20 protein-coding genes, 1 tRNA gene and 1 rRNA gene are annotated in these 21915 nt (G+C 71.0%); 10 read left to right on the plus strand and 12 right to left on the minus strand.

Annotated features, from left to right (window positions below; genetic code table 11):
• Positions 1–2: 2 nt before the first annotated feature.
• A complete protein-coding gene (locus ABEA34_RS19710; RefSeq protein ID WP_345523244.1) occupies positions 3–2279 on the minus strand; it encodes an HAD-IB family hydrolase in 2277 nt (758 codons plus the stop codon).
• Entirely contained in the window at positions 2279–2665 is a 387-nt protein-coding gene (locus ABEA34_RS19715; RefSeq protein WP_345523246.1) for a phage holin family protein, read from the minus strand. Before ABEA34_RS19715 ends, ABEA34_RS19710 begins: the two co-directional genes overlap by 1 nt.
• A 271-nt stretch (positions 2666–2936) precedes the next feature.
• Between ABEA34_RS19715 and ABEA34_RS19720 the strand changes: the two genes are divergently transcribed.
• Positions 2937–3443 carry a hypothetical protein gene (locus ABEA34_RS19720; RefSeq protein ID WP_345523247.1) on the plus strand — a complete coding sequence of 169 codons (507 nt, stop codon included), beginning with the start codon at positions 2937–2939 and terminating at the stop codon, positions 3441–3443.
• The gene (locus ABEA34_RS19725) at positions 3434–4039 is read left to right on the plus strand and encodes a hypothetical protein (protein WP_345523248.1); all 606 of its coding nucleotides are present in this window, start codon (positions 3434–3436) and stop codon (positions 4037–4039) included. The genes ABEA34_RS19720 and ABEA34_RS19725 overlap by 10 nt, the downstream gene beginning before the upstream one ends.
• A 26-nt stretch (positions 4040–4065) precedes the next feature.
• On the opposite strand, the gene ABEA34_RS19730 is transcribed toward ABEA34_RS19725, so the two are convergent.
• The 4 genes from ABEA34_RS19730 to ABEA34_RS19745 form a co-directional block, all read right to left on the minus strand.
• A tRNA-Val gene (locus ABEA34_RS19730) sits at positions 4066–4137 on the minus strand.
• A 156-nt stretch (positions 4138–4293) separates the two neighbouring features.
• Positions 4294–4758 (minus strand): peroxiredoxin, encoded by a 465-nt coding sequence (locus tag ABEA34_RS19735; RefSeq protein WP_345523249.1) that lies wholly within the window; start codon positions 4756–4758, stop codon positions 4294–4296.
• 47 nt (positions 4759–4805) lie between these two features.
• On the minus strand, positions 4806–6413 hold the full coding sequence (locus ABEA34_RS19740; RefSeq protein WP_345523250.1) for an AMP-binding protein: 1608 nt from the start codon (positions 6411–6413) through the stop codon (positions 4806–4808).
• A gap of 78 nt (positions 6414–6491) precedes the next feature.
• Complete coding sequence (locus ABEA34_RS19745; RefSeq protein WP_345523251.1) at positions 6492–6932, minus strand: DUF3052 domain-containing protein; 441 nt, start codon at positions 6930–6932, stop codon at positions 6492–6494.
• A gap of 169 nt (positions 6933–7101) precedes the next feature.
• Here ABEA34_RS19745 and aceE point away from each other — a divergent pair, with 169 nt between their 5' ends.
• Positions 7102–9888 (plus strand): pyruvate dehydrogenase (acetyl-transferring), homodimeric type, encoded by a 2787-nt coding sequence (gene aceE, locus ABEA34_RS19750; RefSeq protein ID WP_425576896.1) that lies wholly within the window; start codon positions 7102–7104, stop codon positions 9886–9888.
• A 62-nt stretch (positions 9889–9950) separates the two neighbouring features.
• Here the strand turns inward: aceE and ABEA34_RS19755 are convergent, their stop codons facing one another.
• Positions 9951–10895, minus strand: coding sequence for an alpha/beta fold hydrolase (locus ABEA34_RS19755; protein WP_345523252.1), 945 nt, complete (start codon positions 10893–10895; stop codon positions 9951–9953).
• Between the two features lie 146 nt (positions 10896–11041).
• Between ABEA34_RS19755 and ABEA34_RS19760 the strand changes: the two genes are divergently transcribed.
• The 7 genes from ABEA34_RS19760 (at position 11042) to ABEA34_RS19790 (ending at position 18063) form a co-directional block, all read left to right on the plus strand.
• Positions 11042–12226, plus strand: coding sequence for a PucR family transcriptional regulator (locus tag ABEA34_RS19760; RefSeq protein WP_345523253.1), 1185 nt, complete (start codon positions 11042–11044; stop codon positions 12224–12226).
• Between the two features lie 95 nt (positions 12227–12321).
• Positions 12322–13506: an acyltransferase domain-containing protein gene (locus ABEA34_RS19765; protein WP_345523255.1), complete on the plus strand. Its 1185-nt coding sequence runs from the start codon at positions 12322–12324 to the stop codon at positions 13504–13506.
• Entirely contained in the window at positions 13503–14504 is a 1002-nt protein-coding gene (locus tag ABEA34_RS19770) for a beta-ketoacyl-ACP synthase III (protein WP_425576898.1), read from the plus strand. Before ABEA34_RS19765 ends, ABEA34_RS19770 begins: the two co-directional genes overlap by 4 nt.
• Before the next feature lie 52 nt (positions 14505–14556).
• Positions 14557–14802 (plus strand): acyl carrier protein, encoded by a 246-nt coding sequence (locus tag ABEA34_RS19775; RefSeq protein WP_028645031.1) that lies wholly within the window; start codon positions 14557–14559, stop codon positions 14800–14802.
• A 26-nt stretch (positions 14803–14828) separates the two neighbouring features.
• Positions 14829–16091 (plus strand): beta-ketoacyl-[acyl-carrier-protein] synthase family protein, encoded by a 1263-nt coding sequence (locus tag ABEA34_RS19780; protein WP_345523258.1) that lies wholly within the window; start codon positions 14829–14831, stop codon positions 16089–16091.
• Positions 16091–17521 (plus strand): acyl-CoA carboxylase subunit beta, encoded by a 1431-nt coding sequence (locus ABEA34_RS19785; RefSeq protein ID WP_345523259.1) that lies wholly within the window; start codon positions 16091–16093, stop codon positions 17519–17521. The genes ABEA34_RS19780 and ABEA34_RS19785 overlap by 1 nt, the downstream gene beginning before the upstream one ends.
• A gap of 41 nt (positions 17522–17562) precedes the next feature.
• The gene (locus ABEA34_RS19790) at positions 17563–18063 is read left to right on the plus strand and encodes a hypothetical protein (RefSeq protein WP_345523260.1); all 501 of its coding nucleotides are present in this window, start codon (positions 17563–17565) and stop codon (positions 18061–18063) included.
• Positions 18064–18069: 6 nt separating this feature from the next.
• Here ABEA34_RS19790 and ABEA34_RS19795 read toward each other — a convergent pair whose 3' ends face one another.
• The 5 genes from ABEA34_RS19795 to rrf form a co-directional block, all read right to left on the minus strand.
• The gene (locus ABEA34_RS19795; protein WP_345523261.1) at positions 18070–18603 is read right to left on the minus strand and encodes a DUF3145 domain-containing protein; all 534 of its coding nucleotides are present in this window, start codon (positions 18601–18603) and stop codon (positions 18070–18072) included.
• Between the two features lie 114 nt (positions 18604–18717).
• Positions 18718–19647 (minus strand): alpha/beta fold hydrolase, encoded by a 930-nt coding sequence (locus ABEA34_RS19800; protein WP_345523262.1) that lies wholly within the window; start codon positions 19645–19647, stop codon positions 18718–18720.
• Positions 19644–20447, minus strand: coding sequence for a PP2C family protein-serine/threonine phosphatase (locus ABEA34_RS19805; protein WP_345523263.1), 804 nt, complete (start codon positions 20445–20447; stop codon positions 19644–19646). The genes ABEA34_RS19800 and ABEA34_RS19805 overlap by 4 nt, the downstream gene beginning before the upstream one ends.
• Positions 20448–20505: 58 nt before the next feature.
• Positions 20506–21525, minus strand: coding sequence for a tetratricopeptide repeat protein (locus ABEA34_RS19810; protein ID WP_345523265.1), 1020 nt, complete (start codon positions 21523–21525; stop codon positions 20506–20508).
• An 83-nt stretch (positions 21526–21608) separates the two neighbouring features.
• Positions 21609–21725, minus strand: a 5S ribosomal RNA gene (rrf, locus tag ABEA34_RS19815).
• Positions 21726–21915 lie beyond the last annotated feature (190 nt).

Below are 21915 nucleotides of genomic sequence, written 5' to 3' on the forward strand. Positions count from 1 at the left end.
GGCTAGCCCCCTGCCGGGTTGAGGGTGCGGGTGTTGGAGCTCGAGCTCTGCCAGTCGACGATCGTCCAGCGCGCCTTGCGGGCGTGCCGGAAGAGCGGCACGTCGGGCCGTACGGCGACCGGGCGCCCCACGGCCTCCAGCAGCGGCAGGTCGGAGTGGGAGTCCGCATAGCCGTACGACGACGCCAGGTCGATGCCGTGGTCCGCGGCGTACTGCCGCATCCACGCCGCCCGCGACTCCCCCACCAGCGGCGAGGAGGCGAGGTAGCCCGTGCACACGCCCCGCTCGTCGACGGCCAGCTCGGCCGCCTCGATGTGGTCGAAGAGCGGGATCAGCGGCCGGGTGAGCGGCCGGATGGCGCCGGTGATCAACACGGTCCGGTGGCCGGCGGCGCGGTGCTCGCGGATCTTGCGGACGGCGGCCGGCGACAGCCGCGTGAGGATGTGGTCGGTGAGGTGCTCGTCGGCGATGGCGTCGAGGTCGGCGAGCCGCGCACCGTCGTACTCCCGGTAGACGGAGCGCAGGAACGCGCTCCGCTCGCGCCGCTCGGCCTGCACGAGGCTCGGCACCTTCGCGGCGATCCGGCTCAGCTCGGCGAACCTCTCGGACCCCGAGAGCTCCTGCAGCCGCAGCCACAGGTAGGTCTCGATGACGTTGGAGGACAGCAGCGTCCCGTCCATGTCGAAGAACGCCGCGATGTCGGGCTTCTCGACGAGCGGCTTGGGGGCCGTCGCGCTCGGCTTCCGGCGCGCGGCCCGCACCTCGTCGAGACGGCGGATCGGCGCGGTCACGGCCGGGCAGTGGATGTCCTGCAGGTAGACCTTCCAGTCGACGACCGCGGTGTCGAACGCGAACGTCTCCTGGTCCTCCTCGGACAGCGAGCGGTAGAGGGCCAGCGTGTTGATGTCGGAGAACTGCAGCTCCGCCTGGGCGTACTCCTGGTAGAGCCCGAGGTAGCGCCGCAGGAACTCCAGCCGCCGGCCCTGCTGGTCGAGCTTGCGCGCCAGGTCACGCGTGCGATCGCTGCGCGGCGCGTGGCCGATGACGTAGTCGGCCACCTTGAACGCGCGCTCGCTGGTGCTGAGCAGCCGCTCGACGGACTGCGAGCCCGGGAAGCGCCACTCGGGCAGCCGGGTCGCCCCGCGGTCGCCGGACTTGAACGGGTGGGCGTCGAAGTAGGCGCGGACGTTCTGGTAGAGCGTCCGGAAGGTCAGCGGGTTGCGGTCGCCCGACGAGACGTGGAAGTACGCCGGGGTGCCGACCTCCGGCGGGTGTGCGAGGACGGCGACGATCGCGGCGACGACGTGGTCGACGGGCACGACGTCGACGGTGGTGTCAGCAGCCCCGGGCATCTCCGGCAGCTCGCCGCGGCCGTAGGCCAGGATCAGCGGCTCCATCATCTTGAAGCCCTCGATCCAGCCGGGGTACGGCGAGACGAGCGCGGACTCGATGATGCTCGGGCGCACGATCGAGACCCGGTTGGTGCGCGCGTGCTCCTCGACGATGCGCTCGCCGAGGGCCTTGGTGAACGTGTAGCAGTCGGTCCAGCCGAGGCTGCGGGCCCGCTCGGCACCGACGCGGACCAGCTCGTCCTTGACCCACTGCTTGCGGGCCTCCTCGGTGGCGTTGGCCGCCGTCAGCAGGCCGGCCCGACTGTGCTCCTTCTCGGCCTTCTTGCGCTCGGCGGTGAGCACCTCGGTGCCCCGCGAGCGGTGCTCGATCGCCTGGCGCTGACCGAGTCCCCAGGCCAGCTCGGCCTCCAGGTCGACGACCTGCGGCACCGGCCCCTCGGGGATGCTGCCGCGGCGACGCCCCGCGACGTACGCCGTCGAGATGTGCACGTAGTGGATGTCCGGCCCGGCCTCACGGACCCGCGCCAGCAGCTCGCGCGCCCCCTGCACGTTGGTGCGGAAGCCGTCGTCGACCGGTGGGTCGAAGGACACGTCACCGGCGCAGTGGACGATCGCGTCCAGGCCGGAGGGCAGCTCGGGAGCGTCGTACAGGTCGCCCTCGAGGACGCCGACCCGCGCCGCCATCAGCTCCTCGATGCCGCCCGCGGCCTCGACGACGTCGGCGAAGATCGGCTTCTTGAGCAGCGACGCGGTCCGGGCGGTGCCGGACGTCGAGCCCTTGGGGCGCACCAGCACCGTGACGCGCACGCCGGGCACCTTCGCGAGCATCAGGTGCAGCAGCGCCTCTCCCACGAACCCGGTGACACCGGTGAGGAGGACGTGCTGCCCGTCGAGTCGCTCCGAGATCGAGCTCTGAGTTCCGGGCATCAGCCGCGCTTCTCCCCGACCTTCTTCTTCACGAAGATCAACGGCAGGATCAGCGTGCCGAGCAGCGACACGATCCAGACGATGACCGTCGCCTCGAGCCACGTGAGACCACCCGAGATCGAGAGCCCGTCGGAGACCAGCGACGTGATGATCAGCCCGATCAGCGTCGCCACCAGGGCCGTCGCGCCACGCAGCGCCGTCGCCTTGCTCAGCGCGAGCTGCGTCAGGAACGGCTGGGCGATCGCGTAGACGACCGTGAAGATCACGACGGCGACCAGGAAGGCCGTGCCCGACACCTCGACGTCCTCCAGCACCCAGTCGGCCACGAGCAGGCCGAGCGCGTTGGCCGCCAGCTGTATGACGAAGCTGACCAGTAACCGGATCATGGCGAAAACCTACTACCTCCACTTCCCAGGTGCTTGAGGGCCTCACGCCGGGACAACCCCGCCATCCGGTCCCGTGCCGGACCACCTCGGCGCGGGCATCACCACCCGCGGTCAAAGGGACCGGAACTGTCGGCAGTAGTCACGTTCAGACCCGGTGTGCGGCGGGAAGGTGTCGCATGTACGAGCCAAGCTCGCCCGCCAGGCCCCCAGACCCTCGCGTCGACGTGGTGATCCCTGATCCCCCTTCAGACCTCCTGGAAGTTGCCTGTCCATGCGCGTCAAGTACTTCGTCATCGCCGCAGCGACCACCGCAGCGGCACTCACCGCCACCATGGCCGCCGCTGCGGTCTCCGCCGACGACCCCGCCACCGCCTCCTGCTCGGCCGCTCCGGCCGTCACCGAGGTCCCGGCCGGTTCACAGATCACGGTGGTGTGCACCGTGCCGCGGCCTCCGACGGTGACCGTCACCGCGACGGTCACCGCAACCCCGACCCCCACCCCGACACCCACTCAGACCCCGACCCCGACCCCGACCGTCACTCCGAGCAGCACTCCATCGAGCACGCCGACCGTGCCGCCGGCGAGTGGCTGGCCGAACGCTGGCAACACCGGCCCGACCGGCACCCTGACGGCGTACACAGGGCCGTGCACGCTCGCTGCCCAGTCGAACGTCACCATCGACAGCAAGAACGTGGCGGCGAAGTGCGGCGAGCTGATCGCCAACCAGGACGGCACGACGCTCACGATCCGCAACAGCCTGCTGCCCGCGTGGAGATGACCGACCCTGACGCCGGCAGCAAGCTGTCGATCACCGACTCCGAGGTGCGGGCCCCCGGCTACTACGAGGGCGCGGTGTGGGGCGGCAACCTGACGCTCACCCGCGTCGAGGTCACCGGCGGACAGCACAGCGTGCACTGCCAGTCGACCTGCACCGTGACCGACTCATGGCTCCACGGCCAGTACAACGACCCGGCGAAGTCGTTCCACACGAACGCGTTCATCACCAACGGTGGACACGGGATCGTGCTGCGACACAACACGCTGCACTGCGACTCCACCCTGAACAGCAACGACGGCGGGTGCACCGCCGACGTGAGCCTGTTCGGTGACTTCGAGCGCGTCTACGACGTCCTCGTCGAGGGCAACCTGCTCAAGGCCAACGCGTCGTCGATCAGCTACTGCGCCTATGGCGGCTACCAGCCGGCCAAGCGGTTCCCGGTCGCGACGCAGATCCGGTTCGTCGACAACGTCTTCGAGCGCGGCACCAACGGCAAGTGCGGGGTGTACGGTCCGGCCACCTCGTTCCAGAGCAGCGCGACCGGGAACCTGTGGACCGGCAACCGGTTCGACGACGGCACCACGGTCAACCCTTGACGGTCGGGGGCGAGCCGGGCTTGCAGTGGGCGCAGAGGGGATCGAACCCCCGACCACCTCCTTGTAAGGGAGGTGCTCTACCGCTGAGCTATACGCCCCGGAGCGCGGCAAGACTACGCACGAAGTGACTCAGAAATGAAGTTGAACCGCAGGCGTCTCGGGTCGCCTGCGGTTCAACGAAGACGAGAGTAGGGGCAGACCCGGCTCGATGTCATCCGTTTCGCACCACAACAGGCGCCGACCGAGCGCCAGGTCTAGACGGCGGCCGTGAGCTGGCGCAGGTGCTCGTCGAGGTCGCGGCCCTCGGGCATCGCGTTGTGCACGGCCCAGCGCAGCCGGCCCTGCTTGTCGACGACGTACGACGACCGCCGCGGGCAGCCCTTGGCCTCGTCGAAGACCTCGAAGGCGCGGGCGACCTCGCCGTGCGGCCAGAAGTCCGACAGCAACGGGAAGTTGAGCCCGTCCTGGTCGGCGAAGGCCCGCAGCGCGTAGACCGGGTCGCACGAGATCGCGAGCACCTCGGTCTCGAAGGTCAGGAACTCGTCGAGCCGGTTGCGGACCCCGGTCATCTCGCCGGTGCAGACACCGGAGAACGCGTAGGGGTAGAAGAGGATCGCGACCGCCTTCTTGTCGCGGTACGACGAGAGCGAGACATCCTGGCCGAACTGGTCGCGCAGGGTGAAGTCGGGTGCAGGTCCCCCGAGCTCGAGTCCGGTCATAGGCAGCATCCTGTCACTGGCCGCCGACGCCCCCTCAATCGGCAGGGTCAGTCGCTGGAGAGCTCCCGCTTGAGCACCTTGCCGGTCGCGTTGCGGGGCAGCTCGTCGATGAAGACGATCTCCCGCGGCACCTTGAACCGGGCCAGGTTGTCCTTCACGTGGCCCTTGAGCTCGTCCTCGCTGACGTCGCCGTTGGCCACGACGTACGCCCTCAGCCGCTGCCCGAACTCGGGGTCCTCGACGCCGATCGCCGCCACCTCGACGACAGCCTCGTGGCGCATCAGCGTGTCCTCGACCTCCTTGGGGAAGACGTTCTCCCCGCCGGAGACGATCATCTCGTCGTCGCGGCCCGACACGTGGAGCCGGCCGTCCTCGTCGAAGCGTCCGACGTCGCCGGTCGACATCAGCCCGTCGACGACCTCCTTGCCACCGCCGCCGGTGTAGCCCTCGAAGAGCAGCCCGTTGCCGACGAAGATGCGACCGGTCTCCCCCGGCGGCAGCTCGCGGCCGTCGGGGTCGAGGATCTTCACGATCGTCGCGTACGGCGGCCTGCCGGCCGCTGCGGGCGCGGCGCGCAGGTCCTCGGGCGTGGCGATCGAGGCGTAGGCCACCTCGGTCGAGCCGTACATGTTGTAGAGGTGGTCGCCGAACCGGTCCATCCACTCCAGCGCCAGGTCTCCCGGCAGCGCCGAGCCGGACGAGGCGACGACCCGGACCCGGGACAGGTCGTAGCGGTCGAGGGTCTCGTCGGGCAGTCCCAGGGTCCGCTGGAGCATCACCGGGATCACCACGACCGAGTCGCAGCGCTCGGACTCGATCACGTCGAGGAACCCCTCCGGGTCGAACTTGCGGCGCAGCACCATCGTCGACCCGAGCAGCATCGCCAGGGCGAGGTGCGCGAAGCCCCAGGTGTGGAAGAGCGGAGCGGCAATGTGGGTCCGCCAGCCGTAGTGCAGCGGCATCCGCGACAGCAGGGAGACGGCGGCCTCGACGCCCGCCTCGCTGCGGGGCGCGCCCTTGGGGGTCCCGGTCGTCCCGGACGTCAGGATCACGATCCGGCCGTTGCGGCCCGCGGGCGGGAGGTCCTCGTCGGAGCTCGAGCCGATCAGCGTCTCGAGGGTGGCCAGGTCGGTGGGGCCGTCGACCCAGGCGAGGACCCGCTCGGCGACGTCGGCGCCGGCGAGCAGCCCAGCGAACTCCTCGTCGTGGATGACCACCCGTGGCCGTTCCCGCTCGATGACGTCGACCAGCTGAGGTCCCGCGAAGGCGGTGTTGAGGTAGAGGATGTCGGCGCCGAGCTTGGCGGTCGCGAGGCTCGCGTCGATGAAGCCCCGGTGGTTGCGGCACATCACCGCGACGCCGTCGCCGGCGGAGACGCCGAGATCGGCGAGCGCCCGGGCCAGCGCGTTGGAGCGCCGGTGCACCTCGTCGTACGTCAGGGAGCCGAGCTCGTCGACGATGGCGGTACGGCGGGGGTCGAGCAGCGCGGCCGCGGTGAACCCGCCGGCCGGGCCGACCCCCCAGTCCTTGAGCGCCTTGGCGGCCCGGGCAAGCGCGATCGGGCTGTGCGGCCGGAGCACGCCGGCCCTGCCGAGGACCTTGAGCGTCGTCCCACCGGCATCGATGCCAGCGAGGACCTTGGGGAGCACGGGCACGTAGCAGCCTTCCAGCCGGCGGTCGGGACGCGGTCCCAACGACCCGGGGCCGGAAACGTCCCGGCGCCGTGACCGACGCTACGCCGGGGTCTTCGGCGCGACCAGTCGGGTCGCCGACCACTCCTTGCTGACGGCAGCGGTCGTGGTCTGGGAGAGACCGGCGATCGGCGCGGCCTCGGCGATGTCGGCCGGGTCGACGGCGTTGGGGCGGCCGACCTTCGGCGTCAGCAGCCAGATGGCGCCACCGCCGACCAGGTCCGTCAAGGCGTCGACGAGCCCGTCGACCAGGTCACCGTCCTCGTCGCGCCACCACAGCAGCACGGCGTCCACGACGTTGCCGTAGTCGGCGTCGACCAGGTCGGCGTCGATGGTGTCCTCGATCGACACCCGGAGCACGTCGTCGGCGTCGGTGTCCCATCCCAGCTCCTGCACTACCAGGCCCGGCTTGAAGCCGAGCCGGCCGGCTGGAGTGGACTCAGAGTCAGTTTGGGTGGTCCCACCACCCGGGGTCGAGCTCAACGGACGCCTCCTGACAGTTGTGCGCGACACGGTGCCGCACGCGTTCGAAGTGGGGGTCAGTCCACCGGAGTTCCTGCGGGCGCGCAACCCGTGTCCACAACCGGGCCCCGAACGCGTCCGTACTCATGGGTAAATTTCGTGCTGTCCGGGCGAGTGCAAGGATGAGCACGTGACCGAAGAAACCACCCCCACTTCTGGCACGGACACCAAGCGGAGCGGCACGATCCCGACCGTCATCCACGAAGGCCTGCCCACCCAGCTGCCCGACATCGATCCCGACGAGACCAACGACTGGATCGACTCGTTCGACTCCCTCGTCGGCGAGCGGGGTCGCGAACGCGCTCGCTACGTCATGCTCCGCCTGTTGGAGCGGGCTCGCGAGATGCAGGTCGGGGTCCCCGCGCTGCGGAGCACCGACTACATCAACACGATCCCGCCCGAGCGCGAGCCGTGGTTCCCCGGTGACGAGGAGGCCGAGCGCCGGATCCGCGCGTTCATCCGGTGGAACGCCGCCGTCATGGTCTCCAGCGCCAACCGCAAGGGCCTCGAGGTCGGCGGCCACATCGCGACGTACCAGTCGTCGGCCAGCCTCTACGAGGTCGGCTTCAACCACTTCTTCCGCGGCAAGGACCACCCCGGCGGCGGCGACCAGATCTACATCCAGGGCCACGCCTCCCCCGGCATCTACGCCCGCGCCTTCCTCGAGGGCCGGCTGACCGAGGAGCAGCTCTACCGCTTCCGCCAGGAGGTCCAGCACGGGCCGCACGCCGGTCTGTCGTCGTACCCCCACCCCCGGCTGATGCCGGAGTTCTGGGAGTTCCCGACGGTGTCGATGGGCCTGACCGGCATCAACTCGATCTACCAGGCGCGCTTCAACCGCTACCTGGCCAACCGGGGCATCAAGGACACCGCCGACCAGCACGTCTGGGCGTTCCTCGGCGACGGCGAGATGGCCGAGCCCGAGTCGCTCGGCGCGATCCGGATCGCCGCCCGTGAGGAGCTCGACAACCTCACCTGGGTGATCAACTGCAACCTGCAGCAGCTCGACGGACCGGTCACCGGCAACGGCAAGATCATCCAGGAGCTCGAGGCCAACTTCCGCGGTGCCGGCTGGAACGTCATCAAGGTCGTGTGGGGCCAGGGCTGGGACCCGCTCCTCGCCCGCGACGTCGACGGGGTGCTCGTCAACAAGATGAACACGACGCCCGACGGCGCCTTCCAGACCTACTCGGTCGAGGACGGCGCGTACGTCCGCGAGAACTTCTTCGGCGGCGACCCGCGGCTGCGCAAGATGGTCGAGCACATGAGCGACCAGCAGATCGAGAAGCTCCCGCGTGGCGGCCACGACTACCGCAAGGTGTACGCCGCCTTCGACGCCGCCACCAAGCACGTCGGCCAGCCGACCGTGATCCTCGCCAAGACCATCAAGGGCTGGACGATCGACGCGCTGGAGGGCAAGAACGCCACCCACCAGATGAAGAAGCTGACCCAGGACGACCTCAAGAAGTTCCGGGACCGCCTCTACCTGCCGATCTCCGACCGCGACCTCGAGCGCTCGTACGAGGAGACCGGCGGCGCGCCGTTCTTCCACCCGGGCGCCAACGCACCGGAGATCGAGTACATGCTCGACCGGCGCAAGCAGCTCGGCGGCTCGCTGCCCAAGCGGGTGCTGCGGGCGAAGAACCTCACGCTGCCCGGCGACGACATGTACAAGGAGCTCAAGCAGGGCTCCGGCAAGAACTCCATCGCGACCACGATGGCCGCGGTCCGCCTGCTCCGGGACTGGATGAAGGACCCGGAGATCGGCAAGCGACTCGTCCCGATCGCACCCGACGAGTACCGCACCTTCGGCATGGACGCGATGTTCCCGAGCGCGAAGGTCTACAACCCGGGCGGTCAGCAGTACGACTCGGTCGACCGCAATATGTTGCTCTCCTACAAGGAGTCGGCGCAGGGCCAGATGCTCCACGAGGGCATCTCGGAGGCCGGCGCGATGGCCTCCGCGACGGCCGCGGGCTCGGCGTACTCCACGCACGGCGAGCACATGATCCCGTTCTACATCTTCTACTCGATGTTCGGGTTCCAGCGGACCGGTGACTCCATCTGGGCGATGGCCGACCAGCTCGCGCGCGGCTTCCTGATCGGAGCCACGGCCGGCCGCACCACCCTGACCGGTGAGGGCCTGCAGCACGCCGACGGGCACTCGCCGCTGCTCGCGGCGACCAACCCCGCGGTCGTGCACTACGACCCGGCGTTCGCCTACGAGGTCGGCCACGTGATGCGCTCCGGCCTCGAGCGGATGTACGGCGAGGACGCCGAGAACGTCATCTTCTACATGACCGTCTACAACGAGCCGGTCTCCCAGCCGGCCGAGCCCGAGGACGTCGACGTCGAGGGGATCCTCAAGGGCATCCACCACGTGTCGTCGGCCGAGGGTGACGGACCCCGGGTCCAGCTGCTCGCCTCCGGCGTCGGCTTCCCGTGGGTCAAGAAGGCACAGGAGATGCTCGCCGAGGAGTGGGGTGTCCGGGCCGACACCTGGTCGGTCACCTCCTGGAACGAGCTCGCCCGCGACGCGGTCGCCGCGGAGGAGTGGAACCTGCTCCACCCCGGCGAGAGCCCGCGCACGGCGTACGTCACCGACAAGCTGGCGGGCGCCGAGGGCCCGGTGGTCGCGGTGTCGGACTTCATGCGCGCCGTACCCCTCCAGATCGCTCGCTGGGTGCCCGCGGACTACCGCGTGCTCGGTGCGGACGGGTTCGGCTTCGCCGACACCCGCCCGGCTGCGCGCCGCTTCTTCCACATCGACGCGGAGTCGGTGGTCGTGCAGACGCTCCAGGCACTCGCCGACGCGGGTCAGATCGAGCGGCACAAGGTCGAGGAGGCCTTCGCCCGCTACCGGATCGACGACCCGACGGCCGTCGCGGACGTGAAGCAGGAGGGTGGCGCCGCCTAGCAGCACCACCCGCGGACATGGACAGGGCGGCAACCCGCGAGGGTTGCCGCCCTGCTTCGTCCCTAGATGTCGGCGACGACCCGCAGCGGTGCCGGTGCAGGCGCGTCGGAGCCGTTCTTGAGCAGCGCCCGGAAGCGCGCCCGGGAGTACTTCGCCGGCTCGGTCGAGCGGATGAAGTCGTGGACGATGCGGCTGAAGCGGTAGGGGTGGTCCTTGTGCGGGAAGTGGCCCGCGTCGGGGATCACCTCGACGCGCGAGCTCGGCGCGAACTTCGCGGCGTACGACGCGTGCCGCACCGGGATCACCCGGTCGTCGCGGCCCCACACGACCCACATCGGCATCTCCTCGGTCAGGTACGCGCGGTCGGCCATCGTCACGATCTGGCCGTGCCAGTCGACGACGGCGCGCACGACGTGCCGGATCGCGTGCCGCGCGGCCGGGTCCTTGAACCGGTCGAAGACGTCCGCGACCTCGTCGAGGTCCCGGGTCGACTTCCAGCCCAGGGCCGAGAGCGTGCGGAGCCCGGCGACGCCGAGGTGCCGGATCCCGGGGAGCGTCAGCACCCCCATCACCTCGTGGAAGCCCGGGGTGGTGATCGCCCGGATCGCCGGGGTCACCTCGGGCCCGAGGCCGCCGGAGGACACCAGCATCAGGCGCTCGGTGCGCTCGGGGAACTGGTAGGCGAACTGCATCGCCACGCCACCGCCGAAGCTGTGCCCGATCACGGTGACCTTGTCGATCCCCAGGACCGTCAGCAGGTCACGCATGCCGTTGGCGTAGCCACCGACGCTGTAGTCGGCGCGCGGCTTGTCCGACTGGCCGTGACCGAGCAGGTCGGGCGCGATGACGGTGTAGCGCCGGCTGAGCGACTCGATGACCGGGTCCCAGGTGGTGTGGTCGCAGCCGAGGCCGTGGAGCAGGAGCACGACGGGGCCGGAGCCTGCGCGCACGTACGCGCGGCGGTGTCCGTGGATGGTCACGAACTGCACGTCGTAGCGGTCGGACAAGGTGCCTCCCCAGCTGGACCTCCCCGATGGGGCGGTACGTGTCGATTCAACCAGACGTTCCCGGGGTTCTGGACCCCGATCCCCTTGATTTACCGGGGTTTAACGCGGCCATCCCGATTCCGGGCCTGGTGCAATAGCCTCGCTGGGTGTCCTCCCCCTCCGCCTCGTCGCACGAACGCGCCGCCGAGGCGCTGCAGCGGGCGACCGGCGCGCTGGCCACCGCGGCGACGGCGCGGATGGACCAGGACATGGCCTGGTTCGGCGCGCTCAGCGCGGAGGACCGCTCCTGGGTCTCGAGCATCGTGCAGGCGGGCATCCGGGGGTTCGTCGACTGGTACCGCGCCGGTGACGAGCCGGCCCCCGCAGGCGGGGAGATGGTGTCCTCCGTCTTCGGCGTCGCGCCCCGCGCCCTGGCCGGCGTCATCAACCTCCAGCAGACGGTCGACCTGGTCCGGCTCTCGATCGACGTGGTCGAGGCGAACCTCGAGGAGATGCTCGACCCCGCCGACGCGGCCGACGTCGGTGCGGCCGTCCTCCGCTACGCCCGTGAGGTCGCCTTCGCCACCGCCGAGGTCTACGCCCGGGCGGCGGAGGTCCGCGGTGCCTGGGACGCCCGCCTCGAGGCGCTCGTGGTGGACGCCGTCCTGCGCTCGGACGCCGACGAGGCGCTGCTCTCCCGGGCGAGCGCGCTCGGCTGGGCCGGCCGCGGGGACGTCGCGGTCGTGCTCGGCAGCGCCAGCGCCCAGCGCCGCGAGAGCGAGAGCTTCGAGGAGGTACGCCGGGCTGCGCGGGCCGGTGGCATGGACGCACTCTGTGCCGTCCAGGGCGACCGTCTGGTGGTCGTCCTCGGTGGCGTGGTCGACGCGCGGGCCGGCGCGGCCGCCGTCGTGGAGCAGTTCGGCCCCGGGCCGGTGGTCGTCGGGCCGGTGGCCGACGACCTGAGCCAGGCTCACATCTCGGCACGGGCGGCGCTGGCGGCCCACCGGGCGGCGCCCGGCTGGCCCGAGGCGCCGCGACCGGTCCGCAGTGCCGACCTGCTGCCCGAGCGTGCCCTGGCCGGTGACGGACACGCCCGTCGCCATCTGGTCGAGGAGATCTACCTGCCCCTCCTCAACTCCCGCGGCACCCTGATCGAGACGATCTCGTCGTACTTCCAGCAGGGCTCGTCGATCGAGGCGACCGCCCGCGACCTGTTCGTGCACCCCAACACGGTCCGCTACCGGCTGCGGCAGGTCGCGGAGCTCACCGGCTTCTCCCCCACCGATGCGCGCGAGGCGCTCACGCTCGAGATCGCCCTGGTCCTCGGGCGGCTCTCCGGCCGCACCTCGTAGCACACCCCTGTTTGTGGGAACCCTACAAAGACTGGCGGGTGCTTTCGTGCGGGCCGCAGGCGAGATCCTGCCCACCTTCGCGGCAGAGTGGTCGTGTGCTCGTCATCGTCGCTCCCGGCCAAGGTGCCCAGACTCCCGGATTCCTCGAGCCCTGGCTCGCTGAGCCGCGGTTCGCCTCGCGCTTCGACTGGCTCTCCACCGTCGCCGGTATCGACCTCGCCCACTACGGCACGAAGGCCGACGCCGAGACCATCCGCCAGACCGAGATCGCCCAGCCGCTCCTGGTCGCGACCGGCCTGGTCGCCGCGCTCGAGGTCTTCCCCCACCCGGCCGACGTCTTCGAGCAGATCGGCGCCGTCGCGGGTCACAGCGTCGGCGAGATCGCAGCCATCACCGGCGCCCGGGTGATCACCGCGGAGCAGGCGATGGTGCTGGTGCGGGAACGCGGCAAGGCGATGGCGGAGGCCGCCGGGCGTACGCCGACCGGCATGACCGCCGTCCTCGGCGGCGACCGCGAGGAGGTCCTCGCGGCCATCGACAAGCACGGTCTCACCGCCGCCAACGACAACGGCCCCGGCCAGATCGTCGCCGCCGGCACCCTCGAGCAGCTCCAGGCCTTCGCCGACGAGCCCCCCACGAAGGCGCGGCTGATGCCGCTGAGCGTCGCCGGCGCCTTCCACACGCACCACATGGAGCCGGCCGTCGGCCATCTCGCCGGCCTTGCCCGTTCTGTCTCGGTCCACGACCCGCGCACCCGGGTCATCTCCAACCGGGACGGCAAGGTCATCCACGACGGCCGCGAGGTGCTCGCCCGGATCGTCGGCCAGATCGCCAGCCCGGTCCGCTGGGACCTGTGCCTGGAGACCATGGAGGACCTCGGCGTCACCGGCATCCTCGAGATGCCGCCCGCCGGCACGCTCACCGGCATCGCCAAGCGGGCCCTCAAGGGCGTCGAGACGTTCGCCCTCAAGACCCCCGACCAGCTCGACGCGGCCCGCGAGTTCTGCGCCAAGCACGGCGAGGCCTCGGGCATGAACACCACCCCGACCTGGCGGATGGTCGTCTCCCCCGCCAAGGGCACCTTCCACATCTCCGCCGAGGCCGAGGCGCTCGACGTGCTCGGTGCCGGCGCCACGATCGGCGAGGTCGCCAGCCTGCGCGACCGCACCACGATCACCGCGGCCCACGGAGGCGAGATCGTCGAGTGGCTCGTCCACGACGGCGACCTCGTGTCACCCGGACAACCGCTGCTGCGCCTGCACCCCGAGGGCGGTTACTGATGGCGATCCGGGCGGCCCAGGGCCCTGCGCACGCCGCGATCCTCGGCATCGGCGCCTACCGGCCGAGCCGTGTGATCCCCAACGCCGACGTCGTCGACGCGATCGACTCGAGCGACGAGTGGATCCAGCAGCGTTCGGGCATCAAGCAGCGCCGGTGGGCGACCGCCGAGGAGACCGTGCAGATGATGTCGGTCGCCGCGTCCCGCACGGCGCTCGAGCGGGCCGGGATCGATGCTCGCCAGATCGACTGCGTCATCGTCGCGACCGTCACCCACATGCTCCAGACCCCTGCGATCGCCACTGCGATCGCCTTCGAGCTCGGCACCGACCAGGCCGCGGCGTTCGACATCTCGGCGGCCTGTGCCGGCTTCTGCCACGGGGTCGCGCTCGCCTCCGACATGGTCCGGGGCGGCAGCGCTGGCTACGCCCTGGTCATCGGCGTCGAGCGGCTCTCGGAGCTCACCGACATCGGCGATCGCGGCACCGCGTTCATCTTCGCCGACGGCGCGGGGGCCGTGGTCGTCGGACCCAGCGACCAACCGGGCATCGGGCCGGTCGTGTGGGGCTCCGACGGCGAGCAGTTCGATCTGATCCGCCAGCGCGAGGACTGGCGCGACGTCGTCGTCTCCGAGCGACCCGAGATGCCGCACCTGGTGATGCAGGGCAACGCGGTGTTCCGCTGGGCGTCGTACCAGATGGCCAAGACCGGGCAGCAGGCCCTCGACCGCGCCGGGGTCACCCTCGACGAGCTCGACGTCTTCGTCCCGCACCAGGCCAACATGCGCATCACTGACGCCATGGCACGCGCGATGAAGCTGCCCGGGCGGGTCAAGATCGCCCGCGACATCGCCGAGCAGGGCAACACCTCGGCTGCGTCCATCCCCCTCGCCCTCGACCGGATGATCGAGGAGGGTGACGCCAAGAGTGGCGACACCGCCCTGCTCATCGCCTTCGGCGCCGGCCTCGCGTACGCCGCGCAGGTCGTCACCGTCCCCTGACGCTCCACCCGCACCACCGACGGAACCACCCCACTAGAAAAGGAACCGCCTGATGGCTACCACCGAAGAGATCCGCGCCGACCTCGCCGAGATCGTCAACGAGGTCGCCGGCATCGACGCCGACGACGTCCAGCTCGACAAGTCCTTCGTCGACGACCTGGACGTGGACTCGCTGTCCATGGTCGAGGTCGTCGTCGCCGCCGAGGAGAAGTTCGGCGTCTCGATCCCGGACGACGAGGTCAAGAACCTCAAGACCGTGGGCGACGCCGTCGCCTTCATCGAGCGCGCGCAGGCCTGAGCGTTCCACCCACCGCGAGGAGCACCATGTCGAAGCGAGTCGTCGTCACCGGTCTCGGGACCACCTCCCCCGTCGGGGGTGACGTGGCCAGCACCTGGGACGCCCTGATCAACGGGCGGTCCGGGGTCCGGTTCCTGACCGATGAGTGGGCCGAGGAGATGCCGGTCAAGATCGCCGGCCGGATCGCGGTCGAGCCGACCGAGGTCCTGGAGCGGGTCAAGGCCCGCCGCCTCGACCGCTCGTCCCAGTTCGCGATGGTCGCCGCCATGGAGGCCTGGGCCGACTCCGGCCTGGACGCCGCCCAGGCGGCCGGCGATCTCGACGGTGACCGGGTCGGCGTCGCGATGGCCTCCGGCATCGGCGGCGTCACGACGCTCCTCGCCAACTACGACACGCTCAAGGAGAAGGGCCCGCGCCGGGTCTCTCCCCTGGCCGTGCCGATGCTGATGCCCAACGCACCGGCGGCCAACATCAGCCTCTACGTCGGAGCGCGCGCGGCGGTCAACACGCCGGTCTCGGCGTGCGCCTCCGGCAACGAGGCCATCGCCCTCGCCATCGACCAGATCCGCCTCGGCCGTGCCGACGTGGTCGTGGCCGGCGGCACCGAGGCCGCGATCCACCCGCTGCCGATGGCGGCGTTCGCGAACATGATGGCGCTCTCCAAGACCGCCAGCGGCGAGGCCGGCGGCGACCCGACTGCCGTCTCCCGGCCCTGGGACACCGCGCGTGACGGGTTCGTGCTCGGCGAGGGCGCCGGCGTGCTCGTCCTGGAGTCCGAGGAGCACGCCCTGGCCCGCGGCGCGCGCATCTACGCCACCGTCCTCGGCGCCGGCATCACCGCCGACTCCCACGACATCGCCCAGCCCGACCCGGCCGGCCGCGGCGGCTCGCGGGCGATCCTCCGCGCCCTGCACGAGGCGGAGATCGACCCCAACACGATCGCGCACGTCAACGCCCACGCCACGTCGACCCCACAGGGCGACATCGCCGAGGGCCTGATGCTGCACGCGACGCTGGGGGCCCACGCCACCGACGTCGTGGTGACCAGCACCAAGTCGATGACCGGGCACCTGCTCGGCGGCGCGGGCGCCCTCGAGGCGATCGCCACCGTCCTGGCCCTGCACCACCGGATCTCCCCGCCGACGATCAACCTGGACAACCAGGACCCCGAGGTCGAGCTGGACATCGCCACCAAGGTGCGCGACCTGCCGCTCGGCGACATCGCCGCGCTCAACAACTCCTTCGGCTTCGGTGGCGCCAACGTCGCCGTCATCTTCGGGTCGGTCTGATGACGGCCGTCGCCGCCAAGCCCGCGAAGCTCCCTCGCGAGGAGGACCCGCGCAACCCGGTGCACCGGCTGACCGCGCTCTTCGACGAGGGCAGCCTCGAGCTGATCACCCCCGACGACGACTCCGGGATGCTGGCCGCGATCGGCGACGTGGACGGCACCCGTGCCGTCGCCTTCTGCTCCGACGCGACCGTCATGGGCGGCGCGATGGGTGACCTCGGCTGCCGGGTTGTCGTCGACGCCTACAACCGTGCGATGACCGACCGCATCCCGATCATCGGCCTGTGGCACTCCGGAGGCGCCCGGCTCGCCGAGGGCGTGCTGTCCCTGCACGCCGTGGGCCGGATCTTCCAGGTGATGACGCAGGCCTCGGGCAAGATCCCGCAGGTCTCGGTGGTGCTCGGCCCGGCCGCCGGAGGCGCGGCGTACGGCCCCGCCCTCACCGACGTCGTGATCCTCGGCCCCGAGGGCCGCATCTTCGTCACCGGTCCGGACGTCGTCCGGTCGGTCACCGGCGAGGACGTCGACATGCTCCGCCTCGGCGGGCCTGAGCCCCACGGCCGACGCTCCGGCGTCGTCCACATCCTCGCCGACTCCGAGCGCGACGCGCTCGACCGTGCCCGCGACGTCGCGTCGCTCCTCGGCTCCCAGGGCAGCATGGCCGTCGACGAGGTCACCGACAGCGACCTCGAGGCGATCCTGCCCGAGTCCAAGAAGCGCGCGTACGACGTGCACCCCCTCGTCGAGGCGATCCTCGACGAGGGCACCGGCCAGGAGCTGCACGCCCGCTGGGCCCCCAACATCGTCACCACGCTGGGTCGCCTGGGCGGCCGCACGGTCGGCGTCGTCGCCAACAACCCCCTGCGGCTCGGCGGCTGCCTCGACTCGCTGTCGGCCGAGAAGGCGTCCCGCTTCGTGCGGATGTGCGACGCCTTCGGCGTCCCGCTCGTCGTGGTCGTCGACGTCCCCGGCTACCTGCCCGGCGTCGGACAGGAATGGGACGGCGTGGTCCGCCGCGGCGCCAAGCTCCTGCACGCGTTCGGCGAGTGCGTGGTCCCCCGAGTCACCCTCGTGACCCGCAAGACGTACGGCGGCGCCTACATCGCCATGAACTCGCGCTCGCTCGGCGCCACCAAGGTCTTCGCCTGGCCGGGAGCGGAGGTCGCCGTCATGGGCGCGGTCGCCGCGATCCGGATCCTGCACCGTCGCCGGCTGGCCGAGGTCTCCCCCGACATCCGCCCGCAGGTCGAGGCCGAGCTGGCCGCCGAGCACGAGCGGATCGCCGGCGGCGTGGACAAGGCCGTCGAGATCGGTGTCGTCGACGAGGTCGTGTCGCCGTCGCAAACCCGCTCGGCGATCGCGCGGGCCATCGAGGAAGCGGTGCAGTCGGTCGGCGTCCGCCGGGGCGCGCACGGCAACATCCCGCTCTGAGCCTCCCGTAACCCCTCCGGTGGTCCTGCGTTGGACTACCTATGACGCGCGTCACACGCACCACGGCCGTCCTGGCCGGAGCCGGCGTCGCGATCGGGCTGCTCGGAGCCCCGACTGCGGCGGCCGCCGATCCGGCCGAGCCGATCACCACGCTCGTCGGCACGCTGCTCGGGCAGCAGCCGTCCCCGGATCCCGGTCCAGCCCCTCGCAAGCGCGCCGACTACGGCCGCACCGCGGCTCCCGACGGGACCCTGCGACGGGGCTGCCACAACTACCCCTACCGTTACCGGATCACGCCGCCGACCGACGACTGGACGCTCGAGACGTTCCTGCGCGACCCGACCGGCGAGGGTCTCGCCTCGGGCACGTTCATCGCGGAGTCGGACCCCCGAGCGAACCGCACGCACTTCCGCTTCTGCCGCTACTCCACCCGACCGGGGAGGTTCACGATCCGCGCGCTGCTGCACTGGTACGGCGCCACCGGCCAGGAGCACAAGGTCTGGCTGGAGCCGTCCCACTTCCGCCTGAAGCGACCGCGCTGAGCAGGCTCAGACCACCTGGTGCAGCCAGCGCACGGGAGCGCCGTCGCCCGCGTGCCGGAACGTCTCGAGCTCGTCGTCCCAGGGCTTGCCGAGCAGCTTGTCGATCTCGACCAGCAGAGTGGTATCGCCGAGCGCGGCCTTCACGACCGCAGCCTTGAGCCGGTCCTCGGGGATCATGATGTCGCCGTGCAGGCCGGTGACCGCGTGGAAGACGCCGAGCTCGGGCGTGAAGGAGTAGCGCGACCCCTCGGAGGACGCCGTCGCCTCCTCGGTGATCTCGAAGCGGAGGTGGTTCCAGCCGCGCAGGGCCGAGGCGATGGCGGCCGCGGACCCGGGCGCGCCGGACCACGACAGCTCGGCCCGGTAGGCACCGGGCTGGGCCGGCTGCGGCGTCCAGTCCAGGCTCACGGGCATGCCGAGGACGCCGCCGACGGCCCACTCGATGTGCGGGCACAGCGCGGACGGCGCCGAGTGTGCGTACAGGACGCCTCTCGTCGCAGTGCGGGTTGCAGTGCTAGCGGTCACCGGGTCCTCCTTCATCTCCGGCGCGAGATGCGCCTTCCCCAGCGGTCTCCCGGAGATGGAACGAGGTGTGAGTGACACGCATGTAGTTGTGGAGCCATTGTGGCTCATGGGGCGCGAGAACGCCAGCGTTCAGCGTGAGCGTGCCCGTGTCGGCGCCGTACGCCGTGGGCCGAGCTCCATGAGCGACGCGAGGACGTCCTCGGCGATGCCGAGCCCACCGAGATGGCTCTCCCCGTCGATCGCGGTCAGCCGGGCGTCCGGGAGCCGGTCGACGACGTGCTGACCGTGCCGGAACGGCACGATGTGGTCCTCGTCCCCGTGCCACCACCGCACCGGCACCGCGACGTCGGCCAGCTCGAAGCCCCAGTGCCGCGTGAAGAGGATCAGGTCGTTGATGGGGGCGGACGTCTGGAACCGGCTGCCGTTGAGCAGGTCGTCGAGGAACATCGCCTTGAACTCCGGCCGCGACAGCAGCTTCTTGTCACCCGGCGGCTGCACCGCGGCGTACAGGTCGAGCGCCGGTCCGGCCAGCGGGCGGGCGAGCCGGATCGTCTGCGTGAGCGCCACCGAGAGCGGCACCCGGGCCACGGAGAGCACCGGGGCCAGCTGCACGGCGAGCTGGACGGCGCCGCCGGTCGCTGCGTCGACGCCGCGGGTCGGCGCCACTCCGCCGAGCACGCCGATGCCGTGCACCCGGTCGGGCAGCGCGGCCCCGGCCGCCAGCGCGTACGGCCCGCCGCCGGAGAGCCCGATCATCCGGACGGTGTCGATCCCCAGCGTCTCGAGCACCAGCTCGAGGTCGCGGGTCCAGTCGAGGACGTCCGGGTAGAGGTGCGAGGTCGACGACCCGATCCCGGGTCGGTCCAGCCCGATCAGCCGCAGACCGCGCCGCTCGGCGTACTCCCTGGCCTCGACCGGGATCTGCCGGCGAGCGCCGGGCGTCCCGTGCATCCAGATGACCGCGGGACCGCGGCGCGAGCCGTACTCCGCGAAGCTGATCCGGCGGTCGCCGCGCACGGCGACGTTGCCCTCGAGGGCGGGCCGCTTGAGGTCGCTCAACGGACCAGCCGTACGGCGGCCGGGTCGACCACGTTGCCGATCTCGGCCAGGGCGCCGAGGAGGCGCCCGTCACCGACGACGAGGGGCCCGTCCACGACGTCGAGCACGACCGCGGTGATGTTGTCCTTGCCGCCCGCGAGCAGCGCCGACTGGGTCAGCACGGCGGCCGCGGAGTGCGGGTCGGTCAGCCGGAGCACCTCGGCGATCCGGTCGTCGCGCACCAGGTCGGTCAGGCCGTCGCTGCACAGCAGCAGTCGGTCGCCGGGGCGAACCTCGAGGTCGGTCACGTCGAAGGACCGATCAGGACCGGCGTCCAGCGAGCGCAGCACGACGTTGCCCCACGGGTGGCCGAAGCGGTCCGCGGGATCGAGCTGACCGGTGTCGACGAGGTGCTGGACGTAGGTGTGGTCGTAGGAGATCTGGCTCAGCGTGCCGTCCCGCAGGAGATAGGCGCGGCTGTCGCCGACGTGCGCCAGCGCGACCCTCGTCCCGTCGCTCGCCACCGCGGTCAGCGTGGTGGCCATCCCGGCGAGCTCCTCGTCGGCGGCGACGCCAGCGCGCAGGCACTCGTGGGCGTCCTCGATCGCGCGCACCAGCACCTCGACGGGGTCGTCGCCGAACCTCGCCAGCGCGGTCGCGGCGACGACGTACGCCGCGGTGGCGGACGCGACCTCACCGGCCGCTGCGCCGCCGACGCCATCGGCGACGACGGCCACGAAGGGACCGTGGAAGGCGGAGTCCTCGTTGTGCGGACGGACCCGTCCGACGTCACTGACGCCAGCACCCGAGAAACGCAGCATGTCCGTCCTCCTCGCGTGGTCCGCCTCGATCCTGCCCGGGGCGTCGACCGGGAAACCTTCAGCCGAGCTGCTTCTCCAGCGCCTCGGCGCGCTCGGAGGCGTCGGTCAGCTCCTCGGAGTCGATCGAGTAGGTGCGGTGGAACCACGCAAGCGCGTCCTGCTCGCGACCGGCTGCCGCGAGGGCGTCGGCGTAGGCGTACCGCAGCCGCACCACCCAGGGCGACCGGCTCTTGGACATGAGCGGCGCGAGCTCGAGCGTGCGCAGCGCGGCGTCCATCTGCCCCAGGTCCCGGCGGGCGCCGGCCTCGACGATCGTCATCTCGGCCTTCGCCTCGGGGCCGAAGTTCGCGACGCCCGGGCTCTTCGCCAGCTTGAGCGCGTCCTGCGGCTTGCCCAGGGCGCGGTGGCAGTCGGCCATGATCGGGAGGTACGCCGTCGCGCCGTTCATCCGCTTCGCGGCGCGCAGCTCGGCGAGAGCCTCTGCGTAGTGGCCAGCGGCGTACGCCGTCTCACCGGCTGCCTCTCGCACGACCGCGATGCGCGACGCGCGGGCACGAGCGGCCAGCGCGTGCTGGTAGGCCAGCTCCGGGTCGGAGTCGACGAGCATGCCGGCCACGACCAGGTGACGTGCCACCCGGTTGGCCAGCTTCTCGGGGAGGCCCTTCAGCTGCGCGGCGATGCTGTGGTCCAGCTCGGCACCGGTGACCTCGGACGGCAGCTCGGGGCCGTCGTACGTCGCCTGGTCGACGGTGCGGGCCGGCTTCTCACGACCGGCGCCCCCACGAGGTGCCGAGCGGTCCGAGTTGCGGCGGTCCGGGCCCTTGCCGCCGCCGGGAGGACGCCCGGTGCTGCGCGACGAGCCCTTACCGGTGGAGCGACCCTCGTCCGGCGTCCACTTCGTCGAGCGCTCGTTCGACTTCGCCGACTTGTCCCGGCTGCTGCCCGCTGCCGGCTTGCTGCCGGCGGACCTGCCTCCCGTCGGCTTGCCTCCGGCCGGCTTGCCGCCGGTGCTCGGACGGCCACCGCTTCGGCGGGGCCCGTCACCTGACGGGCGCTGGCTGCGACGTTGCTCGGCCACGGGTGTCTGCTCCTGGGTTCGTCGTGCAAAGGTGCTGAAATGAGTAGAGGCCACCTTACGGTGGCCTCTACTACTGAGTGTATGTCCGGCGGCGTCCTACTCTCCCACAACCTCTCGGTTGCAGTACCATCGGCGCTGAAAGGCTTAACTTCCGGGTTCGGGATGGGACCGGGTGTTTCCCTTTCGCTATGGCCGCCGTAACTCTTGCGGTCGATCCGGGTACGGGTGTGTTGTCACCGTGGTCGGATCGGCCAAGCTCGTTGTTCAGTTGTGTACTGATACGTGTCAGCCTGTGGTTCTGGATTGTGGACGCGAACATGTAGTTGTTCGTCTGCGCGTTGTGAGTCTTTGTTGAGGGTTTGTGTGACAAGCCCTCGGCCTATTAGTACC

The sequence above is a fragment of the Nocardioides conyzicola genome (genome assembly GCF_039543825.1).
Taxonomy (GTDB): Bacteria; Actinomycetota; Actinomycetes; order Propionibacteriales; family Nocardioidaceae; genus Nocardioides; species Nocardioides conyzicola.

Bases quoted from the DNA above. Each gene is read 5' to 3' on its own strand.
- ABEA34_RS19710 (WP_345523244.1), bottom strand. From the start codon at position 2,279: ATGCCCGGAACTCAGAGCTCGATCTCGGAGCGACTCGACGGGCAGCAC.
- ABEA34_RS19715 (WP_345523246.1), bottom strand. From the start codon at position 2,665: ATGATCCGGTTACTGGTCAGCTTCGTCATACAGCTGGCGGCCAACGCG.
- ABEA34_RS19720 (WP_345523247.1), top strand. From the start codon at position 2,937: ATGCGCGTCAAGTACTTCGTCATCGCCGCAGCGACCACCGCAGCGGCA.
- ABEA34_RS19735 (WP_345523249.1), bottom strand. From the start codon at position 4,758: ATGACCGGACTCGAGCTCGGGGGACCTGCACCCGACTTCACCCTGCGC.
- ABEA34_RS19775 (WP_028645031.1), top strand. From the start codon at position 14,557: ATGGCTACCACCGAAGAGATCCGCGCCGACCTCGCCGAGATCGTCAAC.
- ABEA34_RS19780 (WP_345523258.1), top strand. From the start codon at position 14,829: ATGTCGAAGCGAGTCGTCGTCACCGGTCTCGGGACCACCTCCCCCGTC.
- ABEA34_RS19785 (WP_345523259.1), top strand. From the start codon at position 16,091: ATGACGGCCGTCGCCGCCAAGCCCGCGAAGCTCCCTCGCGAGGAGGAC.
- ABEA34_RS19790 (WP_345523260.1), top strand. From the start codon at position 17,563: ATGACGCGCGTCACACGCACCACGGCCGTCCTGGCCGGAGCCGGCGTC.
- ABEA34_RS19795 (WP_345523261.1), bottom strand. From the start codon at position 18,603: ATGAAGGAGGACCCGGTGACCGCTAGCACTGCAACCCGCACTGCGACG.
- ABEA34_RS19805 (WP_345523263.1), bottom strand. From the start codon at position 20,447: ATGCTGCGTTTCTCGGGTGCTGGCGTCAGTGACGTCGGACGGGTCCGT.